The 24,612-nt window shown below is 50.8% G+C and carries 22 protein-coding genes and 3 pseudogenes; 12 read left to right on the plus strand and 13 right to left on the minus strand.

Going from position 1 to position 24,612, the window contains the following annotated elements:
* Positions 1–450: 450 nt before the first annotated feature.
* Entirely contained in the window at positions 451–1,365 is a 915-nt protein-coding gene (gene repC, locus OKC27_RS19170; RefSeq protein WP_141712027.1) for a replication protein C, IncQ-type, read from the minus strand.
* The gene (locus tag OKC27_RS19175) at positions 1,355–2,242 is read right to left on the minus strand and encodes a helicase RepA family protein (protein WP_081331974.1); all 888 of its coding nucleotides are present in this window, start codon (positions 2,240–2,242) and stop codon (positions 1,355–1,357) included. The genes repC and OKC27_RS19175 overlap by 11 nt, the downstream gene beginning before the upstream one ends.
* Positions 2,243–2,835: 593 nt before the next feature.
* Between OKC27_RS19175 and OKC27_RS19180 the strand changes: the two are divergent.
* Positions 2,836–2,949: pseudogene (locus tag OKC27_RS19180) on the plus strand (ISAs1 family transposase); the annotation flags it as partial.
* A 20-nt stretch (positions 2,950–2,969) separates the two neighbouring features.
* Here OKC27_RS19180 and OKC27_RS19185 read toward each other — a convergent pair.
* The 3 genes and pseudogenes from OKC27_RS19185 to OKC27_RS19195 form a co-directional block, all read right to left on the minus strand.
* Positions 2,970–3,665 carry a DUF6998 domain-containing protein gene (locus tag OKC27_RS19185; protein ID WP_270806626.1) on the minus strand — a complete coding sequence of 232 codons (696 nt, stop codon included), beginning with the start codon at positions 3,663–3,665 and terminating at the stop codon, positions 2,970–2,972.
* Positions 3,666–4,295: 630 nt separating this feature from the next.
* Positions 4,296–5,327: an IS630-like element ISAhy2 family transposase gene (locus tag OKC27_RS19190; protein ID WP_001809438.1), complete on the minus strand. Its 1,032-nt coding sequence runs from the start codon at positions 5,325–5,327 to the stop codon at positions 4,296–4,298.
* Positions 5,328–5,580: 253 nt separating this feature from the next.
* Positions 5,581–5,916: pseudogene (locus tag OKC27_RS19195) on the minus strand (transposase); the annotation flags it as partial.
* Positions 5,917–6,465: 549 nt separating this feature from the next.
* Between OKC27_RS19195 and OKC27_RS19200 the strand changes: the two are divergent.
* Positions 6,466–6,795, plus strand: a complete 330-nt coding sequence (locus OKC27_RS19200) for a hypothetical protein (protein WP_141712026.1) — start codon at positions 6,466–6,468, stop codon at positions 6,793–6,795.
* Between the two features lie 60 nt (positions 6,796–6,855).
* Here the strand turns inward: OKC27_RS19200 and OKC27_RS19205 are convergent, their stop codons facing one another.
* Complete coding sequence (locus tag OKC27_RS19205; protein WP_111873363.1) at positions 6,856–8,502, minus strand: MobA/MobL family protein; 1,647 nt, start codon at positions 8,500–8,502, stop codon at positions 6,856–6,858.
* A 325-nt stretch (positions 8,503–8,827) separates the two neighbouring features.
* Between OKC27_RS19205 and OKC27_RS19210 the strand changes: the two genes are divergently transcribed.
* Complete coding sequence (locus tag OKC27_RS19210) at positions 8,828–9,124, plus strand: hypothetical protein (protein ID WP_104014146.1); 297 nt, start codon at positions 8,828–8,830, stop codon at positions 9,122–9,124.
* A gap of 85 nt (positions 9,125–9,209) precedes the next feature.
* On the opposite strand, the gene OKC27_RS19215 is transcribed toward OKC27_RS19210, so the two are convergent.
* The gene (locus tag OKC27_RS19215; RefSeq protein ID WP_069652100.1) at positions 9,210–9,767 is read right to left on the minus strand and encodes a hypothetical protein; all 558 of its coding nucleotides are present in this window, start codon (positions 9,765–9,767) and stop codon (positions 9,210–9,212) included.
* A gap of 73 nt (positions 9,768–9,840) precedes the next feature.
* Positions 9,841–10,179: a hypothetical protein gene (locus tag OKC27_RS19220; RefSeq protein WP_104014145.1), complete on the minus strand. Its 339-nt coding sequence runs from the start codon at positions 10,177–10,179 to the stop codon at positions 9,841–9,843.
* An 868-nt stretch (positions 10,180–11,047) separates the two neighbouring features.
* Here OKC27_RS19220 and trhP point away from each other — a divergent pair.
* The 3 genes and pseudogenes from trhP to OKC27_RS19235 all read left to right on the plus strand — a co-directional run.
* On the plus strand, positions 11,048–12,409 hold the full coding sequence (gene trhP, locus OKC27_RS19225; RefSeq protein WP_042658165.1) for a prephenate-dependent tRNA uridine(34) hydroxylase TrhP: 1,362 nt from the start codon (positions 11,048–11,050) through the stop codon (positions 12,407–12,409).
* A 1-nt stretch (position 12,410) separates the two neighbouring features.
* Complete coding sequence (locus OKC27_RS19230) at positions 12,411–12,659, plus strand: YfhL family 4Fe-4S dicluster ferredoxin (RefSeq protein ID WP_042658166.1); 249 nt, start codon at positions 12,411–12,413, stop codon at positions 12,657–12,659.
* A 132-nt stretch (positions 12,660–12,791) separates the two neighbouring features.
* Positions 12,792–12,875 (plus strand): annotated as a pseudogene (locus OKC27_RS19235) (YfhL family 4Fe-4S dicluster ferredoxin); the annotation flags it as partial.
* 75 nt (positions 12,876–12,950) lie between these two features.
* On the opposite strand, the gene OKC27_RS19240 reads toward OKC27_RS19235, so the two are convergent.
* On the minus strand, positions 12,951–13,343 hold the full coding sequence (locus OKC27_RS19240; RefSeq protein WP_182938002.1) for a DUF1090 domain-containing protein: 393 nt from the start codon (positions 13,341–13,343) through the stop codon (positions 12,951–12,953).
* Between the two features lie 158 nt (positions 13,344–13,501).
* On the opposite strand from OKC27_RS19240, the gene OKC27_RS19245 reads away from it, so the two are divergent.
* Together OKC27_RS19245 and OKC27_RS19250 are read left to right on the plus strand one after the other, a co-directional pair.
* Positions 13,502–13,855, plus strand: a complete 354-nt coding sequence (locus tag OKC27_RS19245) for a DsrE/DsrF/TusD sulfur relay family protein (RefSeq protein WP_005334901.1) — start codon at positions 13,502–13,504, stop codon at positions 13,853–13,855.
* 176 nt (positions 13,856–14,031) lie between these two features.
* Positions 14,032–15,114 (plus strand): protoglobin domain-containing protein, encoded by a 1,083-nt coding sequence (locus tag OKC27_RS19250; RefSeq protein ID WP_182938003.1) that lies wholly within the window; start codon positions 14,032–14,034, stop codon positions 15,112–15,114.
* Positions 15,115–15,130: 16 nt separating this feature from the next.
* On the opposite strand, the gene OKC27_RS19255 is transcribed toward OKC27_RS19250, so the two are convergent.
* Positions 15,131–16,354: an MFS transporter gene (locus tag OKC27_RS19255; protein ID WP_182938004.1), complete on the minus strand. Its 1,224-nt coding sequence runs from the start codon at positions 16,352–16,354 to the stop codon at positions 15,131–15,133.
* A 189-nt stretch (positions 16,355–16,543) separates the two neighbouring features.
* Entirely contained in the window at positions 16,544–17,551 is a 1,008-nt protein-coding gene (gene sohB, locus OKC27_RS19260) for a protease SohB (protein ID WP_182938005.1), read from the minus strand.
* 222 nt (positions 17,552–17,773) lie between these two features.
* Between sohB and OKC27_RS19265 the strand changes: the two genes are divergently transcribed.
* Together OKC27_RS19265 and OKC27_RS19270 are read left to right on the plus strand one after the other, a co-directional pair.
* Positions 17,774–18,529, plus strand: a complete 756-nt coding sequence (locus tag OKC27_RS19265) for a YciK family oxidoreductase (protein WP_139708722.1) — start codon at positions 17,774–17,776, stop codon at positions 18,527–18,529.
* Between the two features lie 105 nt (positions 18,530–18,634).
* Positions 18,635–19,549, plus strand: a complete 915-nt coding sequence (locus tag OKC27_RS19270; protein ID WP_182938007.1) for a LysR family transcriptional regulator — start codon at positions 18,635–18,637, stop codon at positions 19,547–19,549.
* Positions 19,550–19,565: 16 nt separating this feature from the next.
* On the opposite strand, the gene OKC27_RS19275 is transcribed toward OKC27_RS19270, so the two are convergent.
* The gene (locus OKC27_RS19275) at positions 19,566–20,738 is read right to left on the minus strand and encodes an MFS transporter (RefSeq protein ID WP_042061338.1); all 1,173 of its coding nucleotides are present in this window, start codon (positions 20,736–20,738) and stop codon (positions 19,566–19,568) included.
* Between the two features lie 182 nt (positions 20,739–20,920).
* Between OKC27_RS19275 and OKC27_RS19280 the strand changes: the two genes are divergently transcribed.
* Together OKC27_RS19280 and OKC27_RS19285 are read left to right on the plus strand one after the other, a co-directional pair.
* Positions 20,921–22,066 carry a MalY/PatB family protein gene (locus OKC27_RS19280; RefSeq protein ID WP_182938008.1) on the plus strand — a complete coding sequence of 382 codons (1,146 nt, stop codon included), beginning with the start codon at positions 20,921–20,923 and terminating at the stop codon, positions 22,064–22,066.
* An 81-nt stretch (positions 22,067–22,147) separates the two neighbouring features.
* Positions 22,148–23,557, plus strand: a complete 1,410-nt coding sequence (locus OKC27_RS19285) for a TAXI family TRAP transporter solute-binding subunit (protein ID WP_270694078.1) — start codon at positions 22,148–22,150, stop codon at positions 23,555–23,557.
* Positions 23,558–23,681: 124 nt separating this feature from the next.
* Here the strand turns inward: OKC27_RS19285 and OKC27_RS19290 are convergent, their stop codons facing one another.
* Positions 23,682–24,596, minus strand: coding sequence for a LysR family transcriptional regulator (locus OKC27_RS19290; protein ID WP_042061332.1), 915 nt, complete (start codon positions 24,594–24,596; stop codon positions 23,682–23,684).
* Positions 24,597–24,612: the final 16 nt, after the last annotated feature.

A 24,612-nucleotide genomic window follows, 5' to 3' on the forward strand; every position in this document is an offset into this window, starting at 1 on the left:
GGGCATGCAGTCGTGGCAAGCCCTCCGATGCCATATCGGCTCTTGAAGCTGGCTGAGGGTCATGGGTAATCAGGTTCTCTTTTTAGAATCCTCCATCAACACTGTCAGTGTAATACCAATAGGATGTCGCTAGATCGCCCTAGATCTTCACTAGACGGCATGTTCAACTAAGTAAGTATCTTACTAAGTCTTTTGATTGGGTCTTTGGATATAGCGTTCCAGAGCCGTTAATAGCGATTAACCTCTGTGTCATGTTTAAATGCAAAAAAAATACTCTAAAAACCTTCTTAAGAATGCTCTCTTAGAGCATTCTTAAGTAGTGGATTCGATAAAAACGTGCAAAGCCTTGCTCAGTATGGCCTCCAGAGGATTACCGCCTAAATTTTCGCACCTCGATTTAACGTGATAAGTACCATGAAATAACGTCATAAAGACCACGTTATAACGTCTTCAGACCTCCTCTTTCACTACCCCCTTGAATACTCTCGGGCGCCGCACTGTAGCCTTCCCAGTAGCGCCATTCCCTATTAGCTCGACCTGCCACCCTCTGAGCTCAGCAATGTCCCTCAATGCGTCAACCATCATGCCCCGCTTACGCCTTACTTCCTTTTTTTCATAAGCAGTTAATGCTGTGTTCGACTGGCATTTGTCAGTATTCCAGATGCGTTGTACAAGGGTATCGAGGAACGGGGTGAGCACTTCCCCTGGGTTGATGTTAGAAGACAACCAAGCATGAACCAGCATAGCTACATTCGATTTAAGCTGCTTTCTTTCCTCCAAACAAATCCGATTAAATTGCTCCCCATCAATAGCTCGTGCAATTCTAGAATTCAAAACTACATCAACAACATCCTCTCGGCCTATATCATTTTTTGATATTAAATAGCTTAACATGCTAGATTTCCATTCATAACCCTCTGATATGAGGTGTAAATCAACTTTACTCAGCCTATCAAGACCTTCCTTCAATCTATCATATTCATGACCAGATTTATTCCAACCTAAAACACTAATAATTTTTGCCTGAGTAGTTGAAAGCAATATTGCATTTTCACTTGTAGCATTATACTTAGCATTCAAATTATTCCATAAATAAGTCGATCTAGGCCCTTTAGAATTTTCATTTATAATTTTCCTATCAATACCGGCAAGCGCAATTAAAGAAAAGAGAATGCTTTGATCAGAATAATCCAACCCTTGCTCTATGTTAACTCGAAGTTTATGTTCACTAATCACCGAACTCAAAACCACATTGCTTTCACGTTTACCATTAGCAACCGGGATGAACAGCCCTGTTATTCTACCTAGCAATGGATCAACAAGAGCAAAAAAATTAACTTTGGAATTCATTATTTTAATAGTCATCACTTACAACCTCTGGACTATTTTTTGTGATTTTTTCTTCCTTACTTCCATCATTCGAGTTGACATATCCATTCTTATTATCATGCTCACCATCAATAACAACCAAGGTATCAATAACTTTCCCTTTAATCGTTCTGCCAAGAGTTTCTATTTTTAAACCAATTGATATATCCAGCTCGTCATTTCCATCTTTACTCTTTGTACAAACCAATCTAGAAGAAAGATTTTTCTTATCTTCATCTTTTGTAACAAAATACTCGTTATCTAGGGCCGCCTTGAAAGAGTATGCTCCTTTAGCTCCACGATCTATGTCCTTACCAGTATGGTGTACAATTAAAATTGTTGCGCCAGATTTGACCTTTATCTGATCACAGCCAGCAATAAATGCCCCCATATCTTCTGCTGCATTTTCATTTCCAGTGAAGCATCTTGCCAAAGTATCGATAACGATCAAACGTACAGGCACCCCCGTCTCAAACAAGACATCCTCTGTAGCTAAAATCAAATCATCGATATACTCTTGCTTAGACACAAACATAGGCTGAGATATACGATAGAAATTTTTTATATCTTCGCCATTGTTATATTTATTAACCCAGGCATTCATTCTCTTTATCATTCCATTACTGCCTTCCGCAGCAACATAGATAACCGAGCCCTGTTTGACATCCAAACCCTGCCAAGGCTTACCTGTGGCCACTCTACAAGCTATATCGATTATCAAAAAAGACTTACGCGAACCGCTTGGGCCATAGAAACCCGCCAGTGAATTTTCATCTAAAAGACCTTCGACTAAAAATGAATCCTGATCATAATTAACCCGTCCAGCCCCCCTATCCATTGTAACTTTACACTTTCTAGTTTTTACAGACTCCATGCGTCCCCTCTATTAAAAATCATAAATAGACTACTATTATTAGGTGAATTATTATCAACCTCTAGCGATCAGCATTTAAAGGTTAGACATCAGGTAAAAAACGATTATATTAATCCACTCAATAAAGCCCACAAAAGCACGTATATGAAATGTTAAAGACTACGGCTTAGCCATAAAATTTTTATAACGTTAAAAACGTGGCAACGAATTAATAATGCATTGCAGCAATAATAACTGCAACCATTTTTTATAAATTTGCTATGCTTTATGATACTAATGGCATTTAAGATAAATTTATTATAACAAACTGTTGGCTTTATGAATGAACGCGACTGTAAATTACCTATGATGATTTATTTATCAACACAAAATACAATGGCCTCTCACTTATGCAGATAACTACCACGCGATGGTAACTATTCACAACGCTTTGGTTTGACTAAATAACTGATCCCAATAGTGCTACACCTTCGCTGTGCCATAGGGAAAGTGCGAACAAGTATCCCACGAACAAAAAATGAAAATTTTAGTCATTTAATATCAATGGGTTACCAGTAAATGCTCTCGTGCCATATGACTTATTCGCACCTTCCTTAGGCCAAGTGAAAACCGATGCCAAATCCAATGAGATCACCGCAATCCCTGTGTTGCTATCATTGTTGGATATCAATGGTTATCTGATATCAATTGATGCCATGGGCTATCAAATATGAAAATATAGTTTTTATTATGCTATGACTTTAATATTTTTAATTATCTTATCACCTAATTGTCGAGTATTCATTTTAGAACCAGCACTGTTGATAGGACTAATATTCAATTCTTTCGCTATTACTATTAACATTGGCTTTGTTATTTTCTCGGATATTCCATCGGTCAATACTTCGATAGTACCATTTTCATACTGCCGTATTATATGATTTTTATAGCAAACCTCTTCTCTGACTTCCATTTCAGATAGTGGTTTGATTTCTCTTGTTTTTGATGATTTCATTCCATCTTTGCTTCTTGTTTTATTGCCTAATGAGTAAGACAGTTTTTTACCATTTGTATTTTTCAATAATGGTAGCAGGTCTTCTTTTTTAGAATCCACCAATATATTTATTTCTAAATCCGTAGTGTTTATTTCTAAAATTACTATTCTATCAACATAGGATAGTGTTGATTTGGTAAATGATACGTGATTACTTGTAGTAATTGTTTTTACTGATATTCTCTCCCCATCTGAACTAATTACATCATACCCATGCTGGTTATTTTCCAAAGCCATTTGCCCATATGTATACATAGCTGTATACAACTCACCAATCCTTCCCGTTAAATGACTAAGTTCTTGGGCAGAAACACCCCATAATAATTCCTGCTGCAACCATTCCAAAGACTTCCCTAATGATTGAATAATTTGAAATTGTGATAACGACATGTTTTATTTCCTTATTTTATTCAGCATATTACTATTCATAGAGTTTCGACTGTTTATGGGCAAACTTAAATGGCCTAACCATATCGTCTTTGCTGGCATAAATATAATCAGACCACCACTTCAGCATTAGCTTACATTCATCAATATGTTTGGCAAGATGGATGTAAGCAGCGCAAACGTTGTTACGCTCCTGATGGTTTATCTGGCGTTCAACAGCATCTTTTTACCATAAGCCTGACTCAACCAAGGCACTACAGGCCATAAAATGGAAACCGTGATCGCAAACTTCTGTCTTAGTGTCATAGCCCATTTTTCGCAAAGCGTTGTTGATTGTATTTTCACCCATAAGCTTATCTACAGAGCAGAGCATGAGTTGCTTAAATGTTAACATGATGATGCTTATTCTGGGTTGCAAGGGTATCTCCTTAACATATTTGTACAGGCACATACTGAGTATGCAATGCCAAATTTGCTCATAATTTCAAAACAACCCACTTCGTCATGAAAACCAACAAAAATCTACTCATGCTCTCACCCTATTGTTCATGGCGGCTATCTTCTGCTTACGGCAGATACTGACTCGCTTTATGTGTGGCACATCTTTCACCTAAATAACTGATCCCAATAGTGCTACACCTTCGCTGTGCCATAGCCATTCCCCGGGAAAGGAGACACGGTATCCATGAAGTGTTTCACTCGGGCCAGCAGGTTTGCCATCCCTCTGCATTGATGATTGCGCGTGATGGTTTCATGTAACTTGTGCCATAGCCGTTCTATGTGATTAACCCAAGGGCTGTAAACTGGCTGGAACACCAGGCAGAACTTGGGATTCTTCTTCAACCATCGCTCGGTCTGTTTGCTTTTGTGAATGATGTAGTTATCGAGGATCAACGTGATGGTTTTGGCTCGTCGGTAGTGGTGGCGCAGCTTTTCCAGCATGGCAATAAACAGCGATGAGTTTTTCTTGATCCCGCTGACGTAAAGTACCCTTCCGTTGCCTGCGTGGAGAACGCCTGCCAGATAATGCTTGGCATTCTGCCCCGGTGTGACAACCCGCTTTTGCTGCGCTCTGAACATCCAGTCGGCTCCTAATTTGGGATTGAGGTCTATATCGACTTCATCCTCATAAAACACCGGATTATCGGCATCACAGCGGGCCAGCGCGGCGTCGATATTCGCCATTTTTTCCTGATAGGCTGGGTCTTTTATCCGCAAGGTCGGCACGGGCCTGCGCCAGACAATGCCCATACGAGGTAACCATCGGCGGAGCGTGGAGGCTGCCACATTGAGCCCTGTTAACCGATTGATTTTTATAGCCAATAGTTCAGTACACCAACGGCTGCGCTGATAACCAAAATCTTGCGGAGAAAACTGCATGAGCAGCACCAGTAGGGTGACAATCTTGGCGATAGGTAAGACTGGGGCACGGCCAGCCGGTAAGGCTTCTAGCGCATCTATGCCTTCATCTCGATACCACCGAAGCCAACGACCGATGGTCGAGCGCGCAGCGCCGGTAAGGTGATGAACATCGGTGATCGTGCGTCCTTCATGTAACAGCAAGATGGCCATCAAGCGACGAGCATGTCCTTTATCACGGGTGGCATGGATGATTTTGTGAATGCGGCGCCGTTGTGGTCGTGGCAGAGGTGGTAGGATAGGCATCAACTCAGTCCTTTGGGTGTGGCTTGTTTTGTTTAGCGACTAATCAGATCGCACAAACTGGACTGAGTTCCCTTCCTCCGGTGATCTACTATTCGGAACAGCTATTTAGGTTGTTAGCTCTAGGTATCTAATGATTAGGGAAAGTGCGAACAAGTATCCCACGAACAAAAAATGAAAATTTTAGTCATTTAATATCAATGGGTTACCAGTAAATGCTCTCGTGCCATATGACTTATTCGCACCTTCCCTTCCCTAAATCACGGGACATCTGCAAGGCAGACAAGCCTTTCACTGCGTTGGTGAAAATGGCAATCGCACCGAGATACACCTTTAATGGCAGCTTGTGAAACGCAAAGATTGTGCCGCTTGTCACAGAAAACGTATGTTTGCAGTCTTTGCAGCGCCACTGATTGCGGGGGCGGATAAAGTAATGGACGTCCACCACGCCACAACAAGGACAGGTCACAGTTCCGGTATCACCCCAGCGTAAGCTTTTAAACAGTGAAAACGCTTCATCATCTGACATAGCGAACACTTTACGCACAGACAGGCTTCGGGCTTTTGCTGAGAGAAGGAAATGTTGTTTCATTTTGCGCTCAAAATGTCATGTGGTGATGACTTTATTTTATTCATCTCTACATGACATTTCAAGGCGTGCGATGACGATTTTCACAAAATAATTAGTAATGCAGTAATTACAACCATTAATTATTGCATGAATAACATTCGCCATTTATACTCCGAAGCTATGAACTATGAAGAACTCCTCAGGAATATCGGGAAATCCGGCTTAACTATCCGTGATTTTGCTGAACTTTTAGGGAAGGTGCGAATAAGTCATATGGCACGAGAGCATTTAATGGTAACCCATTGATATTAAATGACTAAAATTTTCATTTTTTGTTCGTGGGATACTTGTTCGCACTTTCCCTAGAATCCAAGAATACTGCTGATTTATATTTATTATGCTTTTATAATTTTTACGAGGAATGTAATACCTTACATTCCTCGCAACTAACCGAAACTTGAGGTAACGAGATAGATATTTTCATCAAAAAAAATACCCATCTCCGTCAACTTTGAAGAAAACTCAATTAAGCCAATAAATAAAACCAACATCAACAATGGGTAGCATTCTATGAAAAAGAAAAGTTCCGATATTAATGTCACGAATTTTTATGAATTTGAAAATATTCTAACTAGGTTCAAGCGCGCAAAATGTGAAGAGACGTTGGATTTGATGTATTACGGTGCGATTAAAAAAGTGAATGAAAGCCTAAGTGGTAAGGCCCTGTTCAATGCTCATATTGCAATTGAAAGAGCCCTCGATCAATGCCAACAAACATTTGATAAATCACAAGTAGGTCTAAATAGAAAGGTTAACTTTATATTGAAAGAAGCAGACGATTTATCTAAAAAATATAATCCTGAAGATGAATTAAGACGGCTTCTTTCTAGCATTACTTAACAACGATTTACTTTTAATGTTATCCATATACTACTTGGATGAAATGTGTACTCTGATGTTCTACCACTCGATTACGTCTCCTTTGTGTTTTAGGATAAACCTGATAGTTGGTGTGCTTGTTATTACATTCTTTGCATACTTCTCAGCATTTTCAGGTAAAGCCGGACTAAGTTCGATAATAGCATTTATAATCATTTTTTCACTATACCCATTCTTTATCATTATCTCTGCAAATGTAATATCACATCGTTCTAAATTTGCATTAAACTTATTCACTAACGGTTGATAAACTTGGATACACTTATCTATAAAACTCATTTTCTTGTAAGGGGTATGAGTCCAAGCAGTTATTCTGGAGAGACGAGTCATCCTGTTTTTTTTAATTTCTATTCTTTTTTGTACTTTTTCTATCATTTGTTTGCCTCGTTTTGCAATTAGACCTGTAGCTTGAATACATCTAGCAAAAAAGCTCTCCCCATTTTTATGGAAATTAAAACCTGATAGTTTCCCATACTTACTAGATGACACATCGATATTAAACTCTTCTTCTAATAAATGAGCCGCCTCTCTTGTTATTTCTGGCTCTAATACTTCTGCTATTTTAATCCAAGCATCATATACCCCACGACGAGTTTCTATTATTGCCGCAGCATTCAAACCTGCATCATGCAAAATTTTTAGTTTGCTAGCACTTACGTCAGAAACAATAAGCATTCCAGCGTTATCTGATATTGATGGTTTGATCAAAATGTTGTGTTTATCTACATTTTCTTTTAATAGAATATGTATGATTTTTTCAGTCTCATTCATGTGCAAATCTTTAAATTCATTTTTATTTTCTATTTTTATATCTATTTTTTGACCACAAATTGCTTTCACTTGCTCTAACATATAACCAATTGCTTTTTCTTCCGTCAAAATTTTTTCAATTGATAGCTTGTCATCGATATAATTTATTTCTCTTTTTAATCTCTCCATCTCACTGATAAGAAGACCTCTTTCTTTATTAAAATCGAATCTATTAGTTGCAATTCCCCTCCGCTTCATAGCGACTGATTTCACGCCTAGATGTGTTGTAGGAAGTCTATCTATGCCTTGTGCAGCTAAGGAGCGGTGATCCACTCTGACCTTTACACCAGCCTTTTCTAAGGCGGAATTCTGCATGTCAGCCCAATTTTTTCTTAATTCATTAAGCCATTCAGTCTCCCTAGTTACTTTTGATTTCTCTGCGCCGCCTTTTTTAGGATTTTTTTTATTATATCTCTTGAAATGTGTAGCTGCTGTTCGCTCTATTCCATCGCTTATACGTTCATTGAAAATAAGATGAAAATGAGGATTGTTAGGTTTACCAATGTCCTGTGACTTACCTTCATGTATGCCTAATGACCATGGGAACCCTTCTTTCTCAGTGACACATCTTACAAAAGATTTAACTAATTCCTTTTGCTGCTCAATTGTAAGTTCATTAGGAAGTGAACACTCAATCTCTCTATATACTCGTGAATTACTTCTTTCATAAAGATCTGCCGCATGCCAAAACTCTGAATCACTTTTTGCCCAATGAGGAATATTTCCACAGTCTGAATATAACAACTCATTATTTTTCTTGGCATACTTATTCTCACGCTTAATATAATCGTTTCTTATCTTGCCAGATTTCCCTGCTTCCTTGCTGCCATTAGTCAATGATAGATGATAATTTGCCATTTTTTTCCAATTTATTTTTATTTTTATTTTTATTTTTATTTATCTAAAAGCAGATTTTTTCTTTCTGCCATATCCTGACTTTGATTTTGACTTGAGCACCGTTTCTCCGCGAAGCAGGAGAAACGAGTAAGTGCGCACCATGCGGTGATAAGAGCTTTGATATTCAACACACGTATCACCCTTATACTTCCTATGTTCCAGCTCTTGAGATTAGGCAAATTAATTTATTTAATAGATTTTTTATAATTTAAGGAAAATAACTATTGTAATATTTACTAAAGCAATGTTATTATTTAATAAATAAATAGTCAACGGGTTTGTTGATATGTATAAGAATAATAATAATCCGTCAAGAATTGAACGTTTAGAAAAAGAGAAGGCTGAATTAGCCAGTAAGATTGCACTCCTAAAAAATCAAGAAAAGGAGAGTAAAAATAAAGCTGATCTTAGGAAGAAGATTCTTATCGGCTCAATGGTTGTTGGCTTGATGTTGAAAAATGAAACGTTAAAAGATCAGATTACTGCACGCTTAGATAAATTTCTTACAAAAAATATCGATAGAAAACTTTTCGATCTGCCACTTACTAATAAAGAACGACAAGAGGATAAAAATTCGTTTTAGATGTAAGCATTAAAACTGTTACTCTCCCCCCCCCCTTTCATGCAATCAGGATAGGGAAAATAACAGTTTTATATCTCCATATTCCTCATACAACTACCGACTCATTTATCAACATATTGAGCATTTCATCATCCAGATAGCGGAAGGCCAAATAGTCATCTAATGGATAGAAGCCTAACTTTCCTAGCTCCTCAGTCTTATACTCGTCATTAATTCCAAGCCAATCACAGAATGACCTCCAGTTCGGTAGCATGGCAAAACTAAATTTCATTTCGCATTGTGTTAGTAATTCCCTGATCATACGCAGCTCAGTACCTATATATCTATAAGGTGCGTTCATCACAACATCATCAATGATCACGCATTGCTCTGGGCCAATGAGTCCTGAGGAAATAAATTCTGATAAAGTTGCGATTTTATGTTGATCATCAAGCAAATACTTATGAAGACGGCCAATATAATTATCTTCTCTTACAAGCCAGGCTCTAGCCGTATTAAGTTCAAACGCGGCACCGAAATTATAAATTGTATACTTGAGATGCCCGATCACCTTTTCTCTTAGCTCAATTTGACGGGTAATATGTGTTAAAAATTGGTTATCTCCAGTTTTACTGACTACGTTGTCAGATAGTTTCACTGTCATTTTATCTTCCTTATTAATTAGCCGCTTTATCGTATGCTATAAAAACCCCTGGGCATCTTGCTTAAGATAATTTTTAATGTAGCGGTTTAATGTATTCATCACCCATGCATCGAGGCTCAATTAACTCATAGCAATCGATGTCTGGGTTTGATTTTTTAAAATTCAAGATCTCTTTATTGAGTTCGTCGTTACTATCAATAAGAAAAATGTGATAAAGCAAAGCATCAATTTCAGCATTTAAATCATCATACTCCTCACTTGATAAGCTAAGGATCTTATACTCTTCTATTTTTTTTTGTTTCTTTTCCAATTCATTAATCAAATTTCGATAATAATTCTCATTTCTTAAAACTCGAATCGCATTTTTTCCATTAACAGTTTTATAATACTCAACTTCTACTTTATTTTTCATTCAATACACTTTTTATATATTTCCGCTGCTAGAGCGCAGCGAAACCAGGCCATAGTTGCATTTACTTTATATAGTTATTGAGAAACATTTCAATGTATATTATATGCACAACAGATCTAAACTAAGCACCGCTGATAAAAACTCAAAGCTACGAAAAACTTGCTGAGTGATGTTGCATGTTATTATTATGTATGTTTTATACTATAACATCAATGAGTTATTTGATTCAGAGTGATATTAATTTACTAGCCAGTTTTCAATAACTATTTATATTTATAAAAACTCATTTTGTTAAAATATGACAAAACTAATATTTATATTATAAATATATGATTTTTTTATCTACCTGATAGTTTGCAACTAAAAATTTAATAAGATAAGGGCTAAGCATTCTGTTTATGTAAACTGCAAGCTATAAACTCACTGAGAGAACAAGTACATAGTCGCTGGGCTTTGAGGGGAGACATCATTCCGACTCCCCGAACAAGCCAGCAGCCAAGCGTAGCGCGGCAATTCTCAATGACAGCAACCCCACTCTATGGTCAAGGATCTTGGGGTGAAACAGCTACAGACGCATATTTTGCCTCTAAGGCCGTTTCATCAGACCACATGGTGATGCCACTACATGCTGCTAAGAGAAGATAGCCAGCATAACGCGGTTGCTTCTCCTTCATAAGATTTGAAAGCTGCACTATCGTCACCTGTCGTGAAGTGACTGACGGTGGGTTTTGATGATAAAATATTACTGTTTTTGAATACCCAAATTATACACGACTATACACGCCTAAAAAGCTTGATTAAGTCATTGATTTAACAGCAGTACTACTGTACTTGCTCCTGATTTGCAATCAGATATAAAGAGTCCGCCATGTTTAAACCAGAATTGCTCTCCCCCGCAGGTTCCCTCAAGAACATGCGTTACGCCTACGCCTATGGCGCCGATGCCGTCTATGCCGGTCAACCCCGCTACAGCCTGCGGGTGCGCAACAACGAATTCGATCACGAGAACCTGCAGCTCGGCATCAACGAAGCCCATGCCCTCGGCAAGCAGTTCTATGTGGTAGCCAACATCCAGCCCCACAACTCCAAGCTCAAGACCTTTATCCGCGACATGCGCCCTGTGGTGGAGATGAAGCCGGATGCGCTGATCATGTCCGACCCCGGTCTTATCATGATGATGCGTGAAGCCTTCCCGGATATGCCCATTCACCTCTCGGTGCAGGCCAACGCGGTCAACTGGGCCACGGTGAAGTTTTGGCATCAAATGGGCCTGACCCGCGCCATCCTCTCCCGTGAGCTGTCGCTGGACGAGATCGAAGAGATCCGCATGCAGGTGCCGGAGATGGAGCTGGAAGTGTTCGTCCACGGCGCCCTGTGCATGGCTTACTCCGGCCGCTGCCTGCTCTCCGGTTACATCAACAAGCGTGACCCCAACCAGGGCACCTGCACCAACTCCTGCCGCTGGGAGTACAAGGTGCACGAGGGTAAAGAAGATGACGTAGGCCAGATCGTCCACCGTCAGGAGCCCATCGCCGTGCGTCCGGACAACACCCTGGGCCTGGGCAAACCGACCGATGCGCTGGTGCTGCTGGAAGAGTCCAACCGCCCGGGCGAGTACATGAGCGCGTTTGAAGACGAACACGGCACCTACATCATGAACTCCAAGGACTTGCGCGCGGTCGAGCACGTCGAGCGATTGACCAAGATGGGCGTTCACTCGCTGAAAATCGAAGGCCGCACCAAATCCTTCTACTATTGCGCCCGTACCGCTCAGGTCTATCGCAAGGCCATTGACGATGCAGTGGCGGGTCGTCCGTTCGATCGCAGCCTGATGGGCACCCTCGAGAATCTGGCCCACCGCGGCTACACCGAGGGCTTCCTGCGCCGTCACAACCACAGCGAATACCAGAACTACGACTACGGCTACTCCGTCTCCGACACCCAGCAGTTTGTCGGCGAGATCACCGGCCGCAACGGTGACATGGTGGAAGTCGAGGTGAAGAACAAGTTCCTGGTGGGCAACAGCCTGGAGCTGATGACCCCGCAGGGCAACCTCAGCTTCAATCTGGAGCAGATGCAGAACCGCAAGGGCGAGCTGATCGACACTGCACCGGGCAACGGCCACGTGGTCTATGTGCCAGTACCGAAGGAAGTGGACATCAACTACGGCATCCTGCTGCGCAATCTGGGCGAGCGTCAGGATACCCGTCAGCCCCACTCGGCGGCCTGAGATGGCACTGCTCATCACCGACAAGTGCATCAACTGTGACATGTGCGATCCCGAGTGCCCCAACCAGGCCATCAGCCTGGGGGATGAGATCTACGAGATCGACCCCAGTCGCTGCACCGAGTGCGTCGGTCACTATGAGAAGCCGACCTGTATCAGCGTCTGCCCTATCGACTGCATCATCTGGGATCCCGCGCATGTGGAGACCGAAGATCAGCTGATGGAAAAGTTCGTGCGGATGCACCGGCAGTAACTCCGGCATCAGCGTCTGCTCTACATGAACTGCATCTTCCGGGATCACGCCCATGTGGAAACCAACGATCAGCTGATGGAAAAGTTCGTCCGGATGCACAGGCAGTAACTCCGGCATCAGCATCTGCTCTACATGGACTGCATCTTCCGGGATCCCGCCCATGTGGAGACCGAAGATCAGCTGATGGAGAAGTTTGTGCGGATGCACAGGCAATAGCTGATGCACAGACCGTAAAACGAAAAAAAGGCCGAGCAATCGGCCTTTTTTGATCCGGCGTTCAGTAGCTGGTCATCACTTGCCGACCAGCCGGCTCAGCTGCTCCAACTCGCGCTGGGCCTCCAGCATCCTGGTCTGGGACTCCTCCAGCTTGGCCTGTTGCTTGGCAATTTTCTCCGGCTTGCCACTCACTCTTGCCTCCTGCAACTCGAGCAGACGCTCGTCCACCTCGCCACGCAGCTTGTGAACCCGCTCTTTCTGCTCCTTGAGCAGCCCCTCATCGGTGCAGTTGGCCTTGATATTGCGCGCGGCCTGCTCCAGCCCGGCAATCTGCCCGGCATTGTTGTGTGCTTTGGCAAACACCAGCTGGTCGTTGACGGCCTGCAGACGCGCCTTGCAACCGACCGCTTCACTGCCATAGGCCTGACCCGCCAACAGCAGCAACCCTATTCCTACACTTTTCCACATCTTGATTTACCCGGTCATGTTTGCGAACTGATCATAAGAACCGTGTTTCGCCAACGGGTCAAGCAAGCAGGGAAAAGGTGCGACAGAAGTTGTGCGACATCACGCAATCATCACCTTATTGGTTCTACAATGACGCCTTTTAGGATCAGGAGTCTCTTATGAATCAACAAATTGTGGTGATTGCCAACGGCGCCCCCTACGGCAGCGAATCCCTGTTCAACGCACTGCGTCTCGCTATCGCCCTCAACGAGCAGGGTGGTGCCAGCCTGAAGCTGTTCCTGATGTCTGATGCGGTGAGCGCGGCGCTGGCCGGTCAGGCACCGGCTGAAGGGTACAACCTGCGCCAGATGCTGGAGATCCTGCTGGCTCAGGGCGTCACTATTCGCCTGTGCAAGACCTGCACCGATGCCCGTGGCATCACCGCCCTGCCACTGATCGAGGGCATTGAGGTCGGCACCCTGCCGATGCTGGCCCAGTGGACCCTGGCCGCCGACAAGGTACTGACCTTCTGATCGTCTCTGCTTGCCCTGCACTCCCCCACTTGTGCCACTGAGCATCTCACGTCAGGCAAAGTGGGGGTCATTTCGCTCCCTCGCGCCTAAATGACTACAATGTCAGTTGCCCATTCAGCTTGCCCTGCACCGCTTCACGGACAGAGTAATGGCCCAGTCATGGACAGAGGACGACGATGAATCCGACCGAACAGACCCTGCTTGAGCAGATGCGCATCACCGAATTCGAGATTGCCCATCGCAAGGAGTTGCTGCTGCTCAGCGAGCAGGATGTGGCGCTGCTGGCGAGCTATTGCGGCAAAATAGATCCACGGATCGATGCCCTGGTCGATCGCTTCTACCAGCAGCAGACGGCCATCACCGAAATCGCCCTGCTGATCGGCGATGCCGATACCCTCACCCGATTGCGCACCGCACAACGGCGTTACGTGCTCGATCTCTTCAGCGGTCATTACGATCTGGAGTACGTCAACAACCGGCTGCGGATCGGGCTGGTTCACAAGCGGATCGGGGTCGAGCCCAAACTCTATCTGGCCGCCATCAACACCCTTAAGGCCCTGCTGATCGAGGATATTTTCGAGCAGATCCGCGATGAACCGGAGCGCCTCGTCATGCTGGCCGCGCTGGACAAACTCTTTCTGTTCGACATCACCCTAGTGTTCGAGACCTATATTCGCAGTCTGGTGTCGGAAATAGAGTCCTCCAGAGAGAAATCGGAGAGCTATGCCAAGAGTCTGGAGCAGAAGGTGCGCGAACGAACCAGACAACTGGAGGAGCTGAACCGCACCGATGCCCTGACCGGATTGCTCAACGTTCGCCACCTTAACGAACTGCTGTTGCTGACCCTGCGCACCTGTCAGCGCCGTGCCGAACCCATGGCCATCGCCTATCTCGATATCGATAACTTCAAACAGATCAATGACACCGAAGGACATCAACGCGGCGACGAGATCCTGCGGATCGTCGGCCACTGCATCCGTCAGGTCTTTCGTGCCGAAGATAGCTGCTTTCGCTATGGCGGGGATGAGTTCTGTCTGATCCTGCCCAACTGCAGCGAAAGTCAGGCCAGGGATATCTATCTCAAACGACTGACTCAGGCCATCAAGGGTCAGCTGGAGGATCTCACCCTCAGTATTGGTATCGCCCAGACCGGGCCGGATCACTACGATGACGGGCTCAACCTGATCCGGCTGGCCGACGAGCGAATGTACGCGGCCAAGAAGGCGCTCAAGGAGATTACCCCGGGCAGCACCCACTGATCCCAGGGGCTGGCTGTCAGCCTCGCTTCGTTGCAGCGGGGAGCGAAGCGGGACGGGACACCCTGGCCCCCCACTCATAGAGCGCAAAAATTGCCACGCAGAGCAGCGCCATCAGCACATAGAGCAGCTGGCCGCTCCACTGTTCGAGGATCCAGCCTCCCAGCAGCGCGCCGGCGGCCCCTCCCAACCCGGCCAGTGCGCTGGCACCAAAGTAGCTCCCCTTGAGATGAGCCGGGGCCATCTGATCGATCAGCACGTTGAGCAAGGGGAACAGGATGGTCTCGCCGATACTGAGCAGCAGCACGGCGCCAAACCAGTGGCTGCGTACCGTCGGGTCTCCCAGTGCGAAGAGCAGCTGGGCCGCCAGAAAGAGCGCCATGCCGATATGAAGCCGTACCCGCACCGGCCAGTGTGAGAGCAGCCGAAGCAGCGGAAATTGCAGCAGCACCACGGTCAGGGCATTGGTCGCCACCAGCAGGGCAACCAGCTCGGCCACCTGCGGCATACCGGCCCGGGTCAGGTATTGCACCAGCGGCGAGTGAAACTGGGAGTAGACCAGCACCATCAGGAGATTGGCCATCACCAGCAGCAGGAAGGCGCGATCCGCCAGCAACACCTTGATGGCATCTCGCAGTCCGGGGCCAGTCGCCCCCGACTTGCCTGTGCTGCCAGCCCGGCGAAATCCCCAGCCAAAGGCCAGTGCCAGCAGCAGATAGTTCACCACCAGAAACAGGAAGGTCTCCTGCTGGGCGTTGATCCCGAGAGTCACCCCGAGCAGCGGCCCCAGCGCGGCCCCGAGGTTGAGCAGAAAATAGCGCAGGTGCAGTGCCAACTCCCGCGCCTTGGCCGAGGCCAGACTGTCGGCCATCAGCGCCTTACCGGGGGCATCGATGAGTCCCGAGGAGAGGCCGCTGCCCATCACCCCGATCCCGAGCCAGAACACCTCGTGCGAAAAACCGAGCAGACCGAAACAGAGCATCGCCACCAGACAACCGGCCAGCAGTATGCTGCGCCGCCCGAAGCGATCAGAGAGCCAGCCGCCGTAGAAACTCACCAGAGTGGAGAGGGCCATCGAGCCACCCAGCAACAGGCCGATGAAGGTGGCCGACAGGTCATACTCTAGATAGAGCAAAATGGAGAGGAAGGGCCACACCATGTAGTAGCTGGTGCGCACCATGAAGGTGCCAAGAATGACGATCCAGACCAGCGGGGTAAATTGCCTCAAGGTGCGCCACGGCATCGGCCAGCTCCGGGGCCCGATGGGGCCAACAATAACTAAGGGGAAGCCTTCTGTTGTAACAGAGGGCTTCAATAGAAACAACGCTCGCTCACCATCAAGGTGCTACCGGATGCAAAAAGGCCAGCCGGTAGGCACCGGCTGGCCTTTTTATCACGGGACTTCCCTCGGGCTAACGCCAGAGGGCCAGGCTTAGCGCCAGGGGCTCTGCTGCCACAGACGCCCCAGACCGGCTTCCAGCGCCTGAGCGCCCTGCTGTCCCAGCTTCTGGGTCAGACTTTTTGGCTTGCGATAGCTGATGCCGACCACCTTGTGGTGGCTGGCCTGCGCCAACAGGTAGTCATCGCTGGTGCAGAGGGTATCCACCAGCCCCAGCCCCTTGGCCTGACTCGCCAGCCAGTGCTCACCGGTCGTGACCCGATCGATATCGAGTTGCGGGCGGTGCTCGGCCACAAAGGCCTTGAAGCGCTCGTGGATCGCCGCCAGCTCCTCGCGAAACTTCTCGCGCCCCAGATCGTCGTTTTCGCCGAACATGGTGATGGTGCGCTTGTACTGACCGGCGGTGTGCATCTCGAAATCGATATCGTGCTTTTTCAGCAACTTGTTGAAGTTCGGCAACTGGGCGATCACCCCGATGGAGCCAACGATGGCAAAGGGGGCAGCCAGGATCTTGTCCGCCACGCAGGCCATCATGTAGCCACCGCTCGCCGCCACTTTGTCGATAGCCACGGTCAGTGTGATGTCCTTATCCCGCAGACGCTGCAACTGGGAAGCAGCCAAGCCATAGCCATGCACCACGCCGCCACCGGATTCGAGCCGCAGCAGTACCTCGTCGCCGGGCTGGGCCACGCCGATCACCGCGCTCACCTCCTCGCGCAGGGAGGCCACCTCTTTGGCATCCATGCTGCCGTTGAAATCGAGCACGAACAGGCGACTGCGCTCATCACCCGCCTTGGCGCGCTTTTTCTGCTCCTCTTTCTGCTGCTTTTCCAGCACCTTGCGCTCGGCCTTGCTGGCGAGTGCGCTCTTGAGCGCAAACTGCCCCTGCTCCAGCTCGCTCGAGAGATCGGTCACCACCAGCTCGCCCTTGCGCGCTTTCGGCTGGCGAGTGCTGACGATCATCAGAATGATGGCGCCGATGGCCAGCAGGAAGGTCACTGTCTTGGCCAGAAACAGGCCATATTCGGTCAGAAATGTCACGATGGACTCCACAATGGATCGGTTTTCGTCACATTCTAGGGAGTTTGGCGAAGGCGCGCAAAAAATCGCAGCCAGAGCCTGGAAAAACCAACCCAAGCATCACAACCTCTCTATTTTCTTCACATTTTTCTTGCCGCTGGCTGGTCAAACGGGCGCGCGGATCAGTACACTTGGCGCCGATTGCCATGCACTTATGGCCGGAATTTGTTAACAGGAGTTGTCATGCTCGATTATCAGGCACCCCGCGATCTGCTCAAGGATAAAGTCATTCTGGTCACCGGTGCCGGCGACGGGATCGGCCGCGAAGCCGCCCTCACCTATGCCGCCCACGGTGCCACCGTGATCCTGCTCGGCCGCACCAGCGCCAAACTCGAAGCCGTGTATGACCAGATTGAGGCCGCCGGTTATCCGCTGCCCGCCATCGTGCCGGTGGATCTGAAAGGGGCCACCGCTGCCCACTACCGCGGCATGGCAGAAACCTTCGCCCAGCAGTTTGGCCGCCTCGACGGCGTGCTGTTCAACGCCGGTCTGCTCGGCACCCTCTCTCCGTTTGAACACATTCAGGAGAAGGAGTGGGACGAGGTGATGCAGGTCAACGTCAAATCGGAATTCCTGCTGACCCAGGCGCTGCTGCCGCTGCTGCGCCAGACCGCCAAGACGCAGGGCGAAGCCTCCATCGTCTACACCTCCTCCAGCGTGGGACGCAAAGGGCGCGCCTACTGGGGCACCTATGCCATCTCCAAATTCGCCATCGAGGGGATGATGGAAGTGCTGGCCGACGAGCTGGAGAACACCGGTGTGCGGGTCAATACCCTCAATCCGGGCGGCACCCGCACCAAGATGCGCGCCAGCGCCTTCCCGGCGGAAGATCCCATGAACCTCAAGACCCCGGCCGACCTGATGCCTCTCTACCTCTACCTGATGGGGTCGGACAGCCGCGGCAAAACCGGCCAAACCTTTGTGGCTCAGCCCAAATAAATCAATAAAATACCCAGAGTGTTGTGCGGCAGGGGTTAAATTGAATAGGGAGCACAGGCTCCCTGTAGAAGCCCCTGACCATCCTATCTCCAATCAGGTTGAACTATGTTTCGTCCCAAGAGCACGTTTGAGCAATGGCGGATCTTTCAGGCGGTAGTCGACTGCGGCGGCTACGCCCAGGCGGCCGAGGCGCTGAACAAGAGCCAGTCCTCCCTCAATCATGCGGTTGCGAAGTTACAGCAGAGTCTGGGTGTGCCCTTGCTGGAGGTGCGCGGCCGCAAGGCGGTACTGACCCCGGCGGGCGAAATATTCCTCAAGCGGGCCCGTCAGTTGAGCCAGCAGGTGGAGGAGCTGGAGAATCTGGCCAACAACCTGGAGCGGCAATGGGAGCCGCAGATCAACCTCTATGTCTCGGCGTTGCAGCCAAGGGATCGCCTCTATCGGGCGCTGGCCAGCTTCTATCCCCGCAGCCGGGGTTGCCGGGTCAACCTGCACGAACGCATTCACTGCCACTTCAACGCCTTGCAACCGGGGGATCTGATGCTCTCCGAGCACCTGCCCGGCGATCGCACCGGCCTGTTGCTGGACGAGGTATGCCTGCTGCCCCTCTGCGCCGCCAGCCATCCGCTGGCACAGGAGGAGGGGCCCATCCGCAGCGATGTGCTGATCGGCTACAACCAGATCAGCCTCCATCCCCCCATTCACCGCTCGGTGGACTGGAACGATGCGGATGACACCGGCTGGAAGGCTACCCACTACCATGAAGTGCTCGCCATGCTGCGCCTTGGCCTCGGCTATGCCTGGCTGCCGCGCCATCTGGTGGAGCGGGAGCTGGCGGAAGGTTCACTCATACAGCTGGATCTTGAGAGCGGCAACGAGCGCCACCTCTACACCTACCTGCTGACCCTCTCCCCCGAGGCCCTCGGCCCCGCGACAGAGCTGCTGCTGCGCTGCCTGCGCAACGAGTATCAGGGCGAATCATCGCCGCTCTCGCACACCCAGCCCCAGCACGGCAAATAACAGCCAGATCACCCCGTCAGACGTTGGGCACCCGCCAGCAGGCAGCCAGCGCCGCCAGTGCTAATCCCAGCGCCACCATAAAGACCCCGTGGAAACTCCACACCTCTGCCACCACACCGGCGATAGCCCCCGCCATGATGGAGCCGGTGCGGATACTGTTGGCAAACAGGGTAGTCGCCACCCCGGCCCGCCCCGGCATCAGATCCTGAAAATAGGACATGCCGATCCCAGCCACGATACCGATGAAAATGGCGTTGAACAGCTGCAAGGCGATCAGCGCGTATTGATCGGTGAGGGTCACCAGACCGGTGTAAAAGGCCGCACCGGCCAGCACCGCCAGCAACATCATGGGGCGCTTGCCAAAGCGGGCCGTGTAGTAACCCGCCAGCAGCATGAAGGGGATCTCCAACGCCGCGGCCGTGCCCATCAAGATACCTGCCAGTTTCTCCTCCAACCCCAGCTCGCGGGTGATGTAGAGCGGCATATTGATGAGGTACATGCTGTTGCAGGTCCACATCAGGGTGGAGGCGATAAACAGCGCCCGCACCGCCGGATCCCGCCAGCTGCTGACCCGCTCGATATCTTCATCCATCTTGGGCAGCGGCAAGGAGGGCAGCCAACGCCACACCACCAGGGCGCAGAGCAGGTAGGCCAGTGCCGAGGCCAGGTACATCAGCTCGAAGCCGTAGCCGATGGCCAGCGCGAAGGCGATAGGCGGGCCTATGACCCAGGCCAGCGAAAATTGGGCCCGCATCACCGAGCTGAACATGTCAGCCCGCTGGTTGCGGCTGTCGGAATACTCCCGCGCCAACGCAAACAACTGGGGACTGGCCGTGGCCGCCAGCGCCGCCAGCATGACCCCCAGACTCGCCAGCAGCCAGTAGTTGCGGTTCCAGGCAAACAGCAGGGAGAGCGCCACCCCGGCAAAACAGCAGCGCAGGATCAGTCGCTTGCGATCCCCCTTGTTATCGGAGCGGTGGCCCAGCCACTGGCTGACCAGAATGCCCACTACCGCATTGATGGTATAGAAGAGCCCGACCAGAAAGGGGCGCACCTGCACCTCCTCGGCCAGAAACAGGCTTAAGGTAGGCACCTGCAATGCCACCGCGACGCCGGTCATAAAGGTCACGGCAAGAAACGAAAGAGAGACGGGGTCCGGGCGTTTGACCGCCGCTATCGACAAGCTCATAGGGTTACCACTGATTGGAAGGACGATACGGGCCAACGCTCGGCTGCCGTATGAAAATTCGGCGCTTATCTTATGTCATTATCAAGAGCAGGCTCAAGGATGGCATAAGCAGGTGTGCGCCTTGCGAGGGAAGCCGCGACCCCGTAGAGTGAAAGCCCATCCTGCCAGCACAAGGAGTTCGCATGTTTGATTTTGATCAGGAAGTAGACCGCAGTGGCACCATGAGCCTGAAATGGGACAAGTACAAGGGTCAGGATGTGCTGCCCATGTGGGTTGCCGATACCGACTTTGTCTCCCCCCCGTCCGTGATAGAGGCGTTGACCAAACGGGTCGCCCACGGCATTTTCGGCTATTCACGCCCCTCGCCGCGCCTGATCGAACTCATTATCGAACGGATGGCTGCCCGCTATGGCTGGGCTATCGAGCCCGAATGGCTGGTATTCCTGCCGGGCGTGGTGCCCGGGCTCAACCTCGCCTGCAAGGCGTGGAGCCAGCATGGCCGCGGCATCATCACTCCCAAGCCGGTCTACTACCCCTTCCTGCAGGCGCCGGGCTTCAATGATCGGCCCCTGCTCACCGTCCCCATGGTAGAAGAAGCCGGTCGCTGGGTGCTGGATCTGGCAGAGCTGGAGCGTCAGGCTCCCGCCGCGGATCTGCTGCTGCTCTGCAACCCCCACAACCCGGGCGGCACCATCTTTACCCGTGACGAGCTGCTGGCCATCGATGCCATCGCCGCGCGCCACAATCTGGTGATCTGCTCCGATGAAATCCACTGCGATCTGCTGCTGGATAAAGACGCCCGCCACATTCCCTACGGCGCCATCAGTCCGGAGGCGGCCGAGCGCTGCGCGGTGATGATGGCCCCGAGCAAGACCTTCAATATCGCCGGTCTGTGCTGCTCCTTCGCCATCATCCCCAACGCCCGTCTGCGCTTCCGGTTGCAGCAGGCGATGCGTGGCATCAGCGCCGACGTCAACCTGCTGGGTTTTGTCGCCGCCGAAGCGGCCTATGAGGGTGGCGAACAGTGGCTGACCGAGCAGATCGACTATCTGGCGGCCAATCTGGCCCAGATCCAGCAGGCGGTGGCTCGCTGGCCGGGCGTCAAGCTGGCCAGCCATCAGGCGACGTATCTGGCCTGGATCGATGTGAGCGCCCTTGGCCTTGCCGATCCCATCGCCTTCTTCGAGCAGGCCGGCGTCGGTCTCTCCCCCGGCGCCCAGTTTGGCGACGGCCAGTTTGTGCGGCTCAACTTCGGCTGCACCAGGGCACGACTGACCGACGCGCTGGCGCGGATGGAGCGAGCAATCCTCAACCACAGCAAGCCTTAATCAGCCAGCAACGGGATGGGCAAGCCCCATCCCTTTTACCCGGTGTCATCAGCCCGCGGTCAACTCAGTCAACGGTCAATTATGTCGCTACGGATCTTGCATCACCTTCTGCTCCCCCTCTGTGCACTCTCTGCGCTGCTCCCCTTTGGCAGCCAGGCGCTGACCATAGGAACGGGCCCGCTCAATGGGGTCTACTACCCGACCGGTGGCGCCATCTGCCGGGTGCTCAATGCTGGCCATGCCCTGCATGGGGACAGCTGCACCGTGCAGAGCACCCGTGGCTCGATGGCCAACCTCAAGGCGCTCGGCAAGGGGGAAGTACAGCTGGCGCTGGTGCAGTCCGATGTGTTGCACCACGCACTGCACGGCACCGGCCCCTTCAGCGGGCAGGGAGCCAACCATGAGCTGCGCAGCCTGTTTCGCCTCTATCAGGAGTCGCTGACCCTGCTGGCCGCCCCCGACAGCGGCATCACCACTCTGGCGGATATCGAGGGGAAACGGGTCTATCCGGGCAACAGCGGCGCCGGTGAACAGATCACCAGCCAGGCCCTGATGGCGGCCATGGGATGGCAACCCGGGCAGTTTGTCGCCTATCAGCTCAAATCGAATAGCGAACCGCTGGAAGGACTGTGCGATGGCTCGCTGGATGCCGCCTTTGTGGTAGCCGGGCACCCCAGTCTGGCGGTCGGCGACCTGATCAGCCGCTGCAAGGTACGCCTGATCCCCATCGAAGGGGAGCAGATCGACAAGCTACTCAAGCAACACCCCTACTACCAGCGCAGCCGCATCGCCGCCAACCTCTATCCGGGGCAGACGGCCTCCATCAACAATATCGGGATGAGTGCCGAACTGGTGGCGCTGGCCAGCCTGCCGGATCCCATCGTTCGTACCGTGCGCGATACCCTGCTGGCCCGGATCAAGCAGTTCAGCCGGTTGCATCCGGCCCTGAGCAAGGTGACCCCCGAGCAGTTGCAGGCGCAAACCGAGCTGCCCCTCCATGCGGGGATGTCGGATCAGCCGCCAGCCCCCTTGTCACTGACCCCCGAGCAGTTAACCGCGGAACAGTTGGCGCCGGAGCCATCAACCTCAGAGGCGGCACCAACGGCAGAGCAGGTGAGTGCCGCCGACGGGACGACTGCGCCCATTGAGGCGCCCTCCGACACGACCGCCACCAGCAGTGCCCCAGTGGCAACAGAAGCCACAGAGGTTAATCCCTTGCCCGAAGAGGCCCTCGAGGTCACCCCCGAGCTCACTGCCACGCCGACCACCGAGGGTGAGAGCGTGGCCCCCTCTGCCGCAGCGTCAACGGTTCCATCAGCATCGGCTGCCGTGTCGACTCAGTTGCCACAAAGCACCTCTGCGGCCACTGCGCCGCAAGAGCAGGCAACCCAGCCTGCCAGTAGCGCGGCGACTGGCGAAACCCAACCGCAGGATAAGGTAGACATGTTCTCCTCTCCTGCCGCCAGCGCAGCCACGCCGTTGCAGCCCTGAGTGGTCAGTGCCAACAAATACATCAGGGCAGCCTCGGCTGCCCTGATTGTTTACGCGCGTTCGATAGTGACGCAATTGATGGCGGCGCAGTCACCCTGATTGGCCTGCCCACCTTGCCGTACCGCTACGGCTCCACTCCCCGGGTCAGATAGGGGTTGGGCTTCTGGATCTCCTCCTCCACCCAGTGCAGCAGCTGCTTAATGGCCCGCGACAACACCTGATTCTGGCGCACCACGTAGCCCAGACTGGTACCGGGAAAGTCGCTGAGGCTGGTGACCGGCGCGGTGAGGTTGAGGCGCGGATGCAGGGAGAAGTCCGGCACGATGGCGACACCAAACCCCGCCTCGGCCCAATCGAGCTGAGCGTCCACGCTGCCTACCTCCATGATGCGACAGGGGGGCAAGGCCAGCAGCGGCAAGGACGGGTCGATCAGCGCCCGGGTACGGGTGTCGTGACCGAGCAGGATCAGGGTCGGCTCGTCAAGCGGGTCGCTCTCTCCCGCCACCGCCCGCGCCTGCCAACGGGCGAGGCCATGACCCAGCGCGCACCAGGTCACCTGTTGCAGCTCGGTATAGAAGAGCGGTTCGCTGCGCTTTTGCGCCATCACGAAGCCCAGATCCGCCTTGCCCGCCTTGACCAGCTCGGCCGCCTGATCCGAAGTGGTGTTGAACAGAGTGAGGTCGATGCCGGGAAACTCCCGCTTGAAGCGCTGAAACGGCTGGATCAGCAGCAGGCGGGAGATGATGTCGCTGGCGGCGATGGCCAGCGTCCCCTGACTCAGCTGGTTGAGGGCATTGAGATCGGACTGGCAGAGCTGCAACTCGGCGATGGTGCGCTCGGCGCTTTGCAGCAGCCGCTCCCCCGCCTGCGTCAGGCGAAACGGACTGCGCTCGATCAGCCTCACCCGGGTCGCCTGCTCCAGCCGCTTGATATGCAGGCTGACATTGGGCTGGGTCATGTGCAGCTCGGTGGCGGTCTGACCAAAATGTTGCAATCTGGCCAGGGTAACAAAGGTTTGCAGCCAGTGAATGTCCAGCATAAAGAGTCCCTCAACC

This window comes from Aeromonas sp. QDB62 (assembly GCF_027705695.1).
In the GTDB taxonomy this organism is placed as follows: Bacteria; Pseudomonadota; Gammaproteobacteria; order Enterobacterales; family Aeromonadaceae; genus Aeromonas; species Aeromonas allosaccharophila.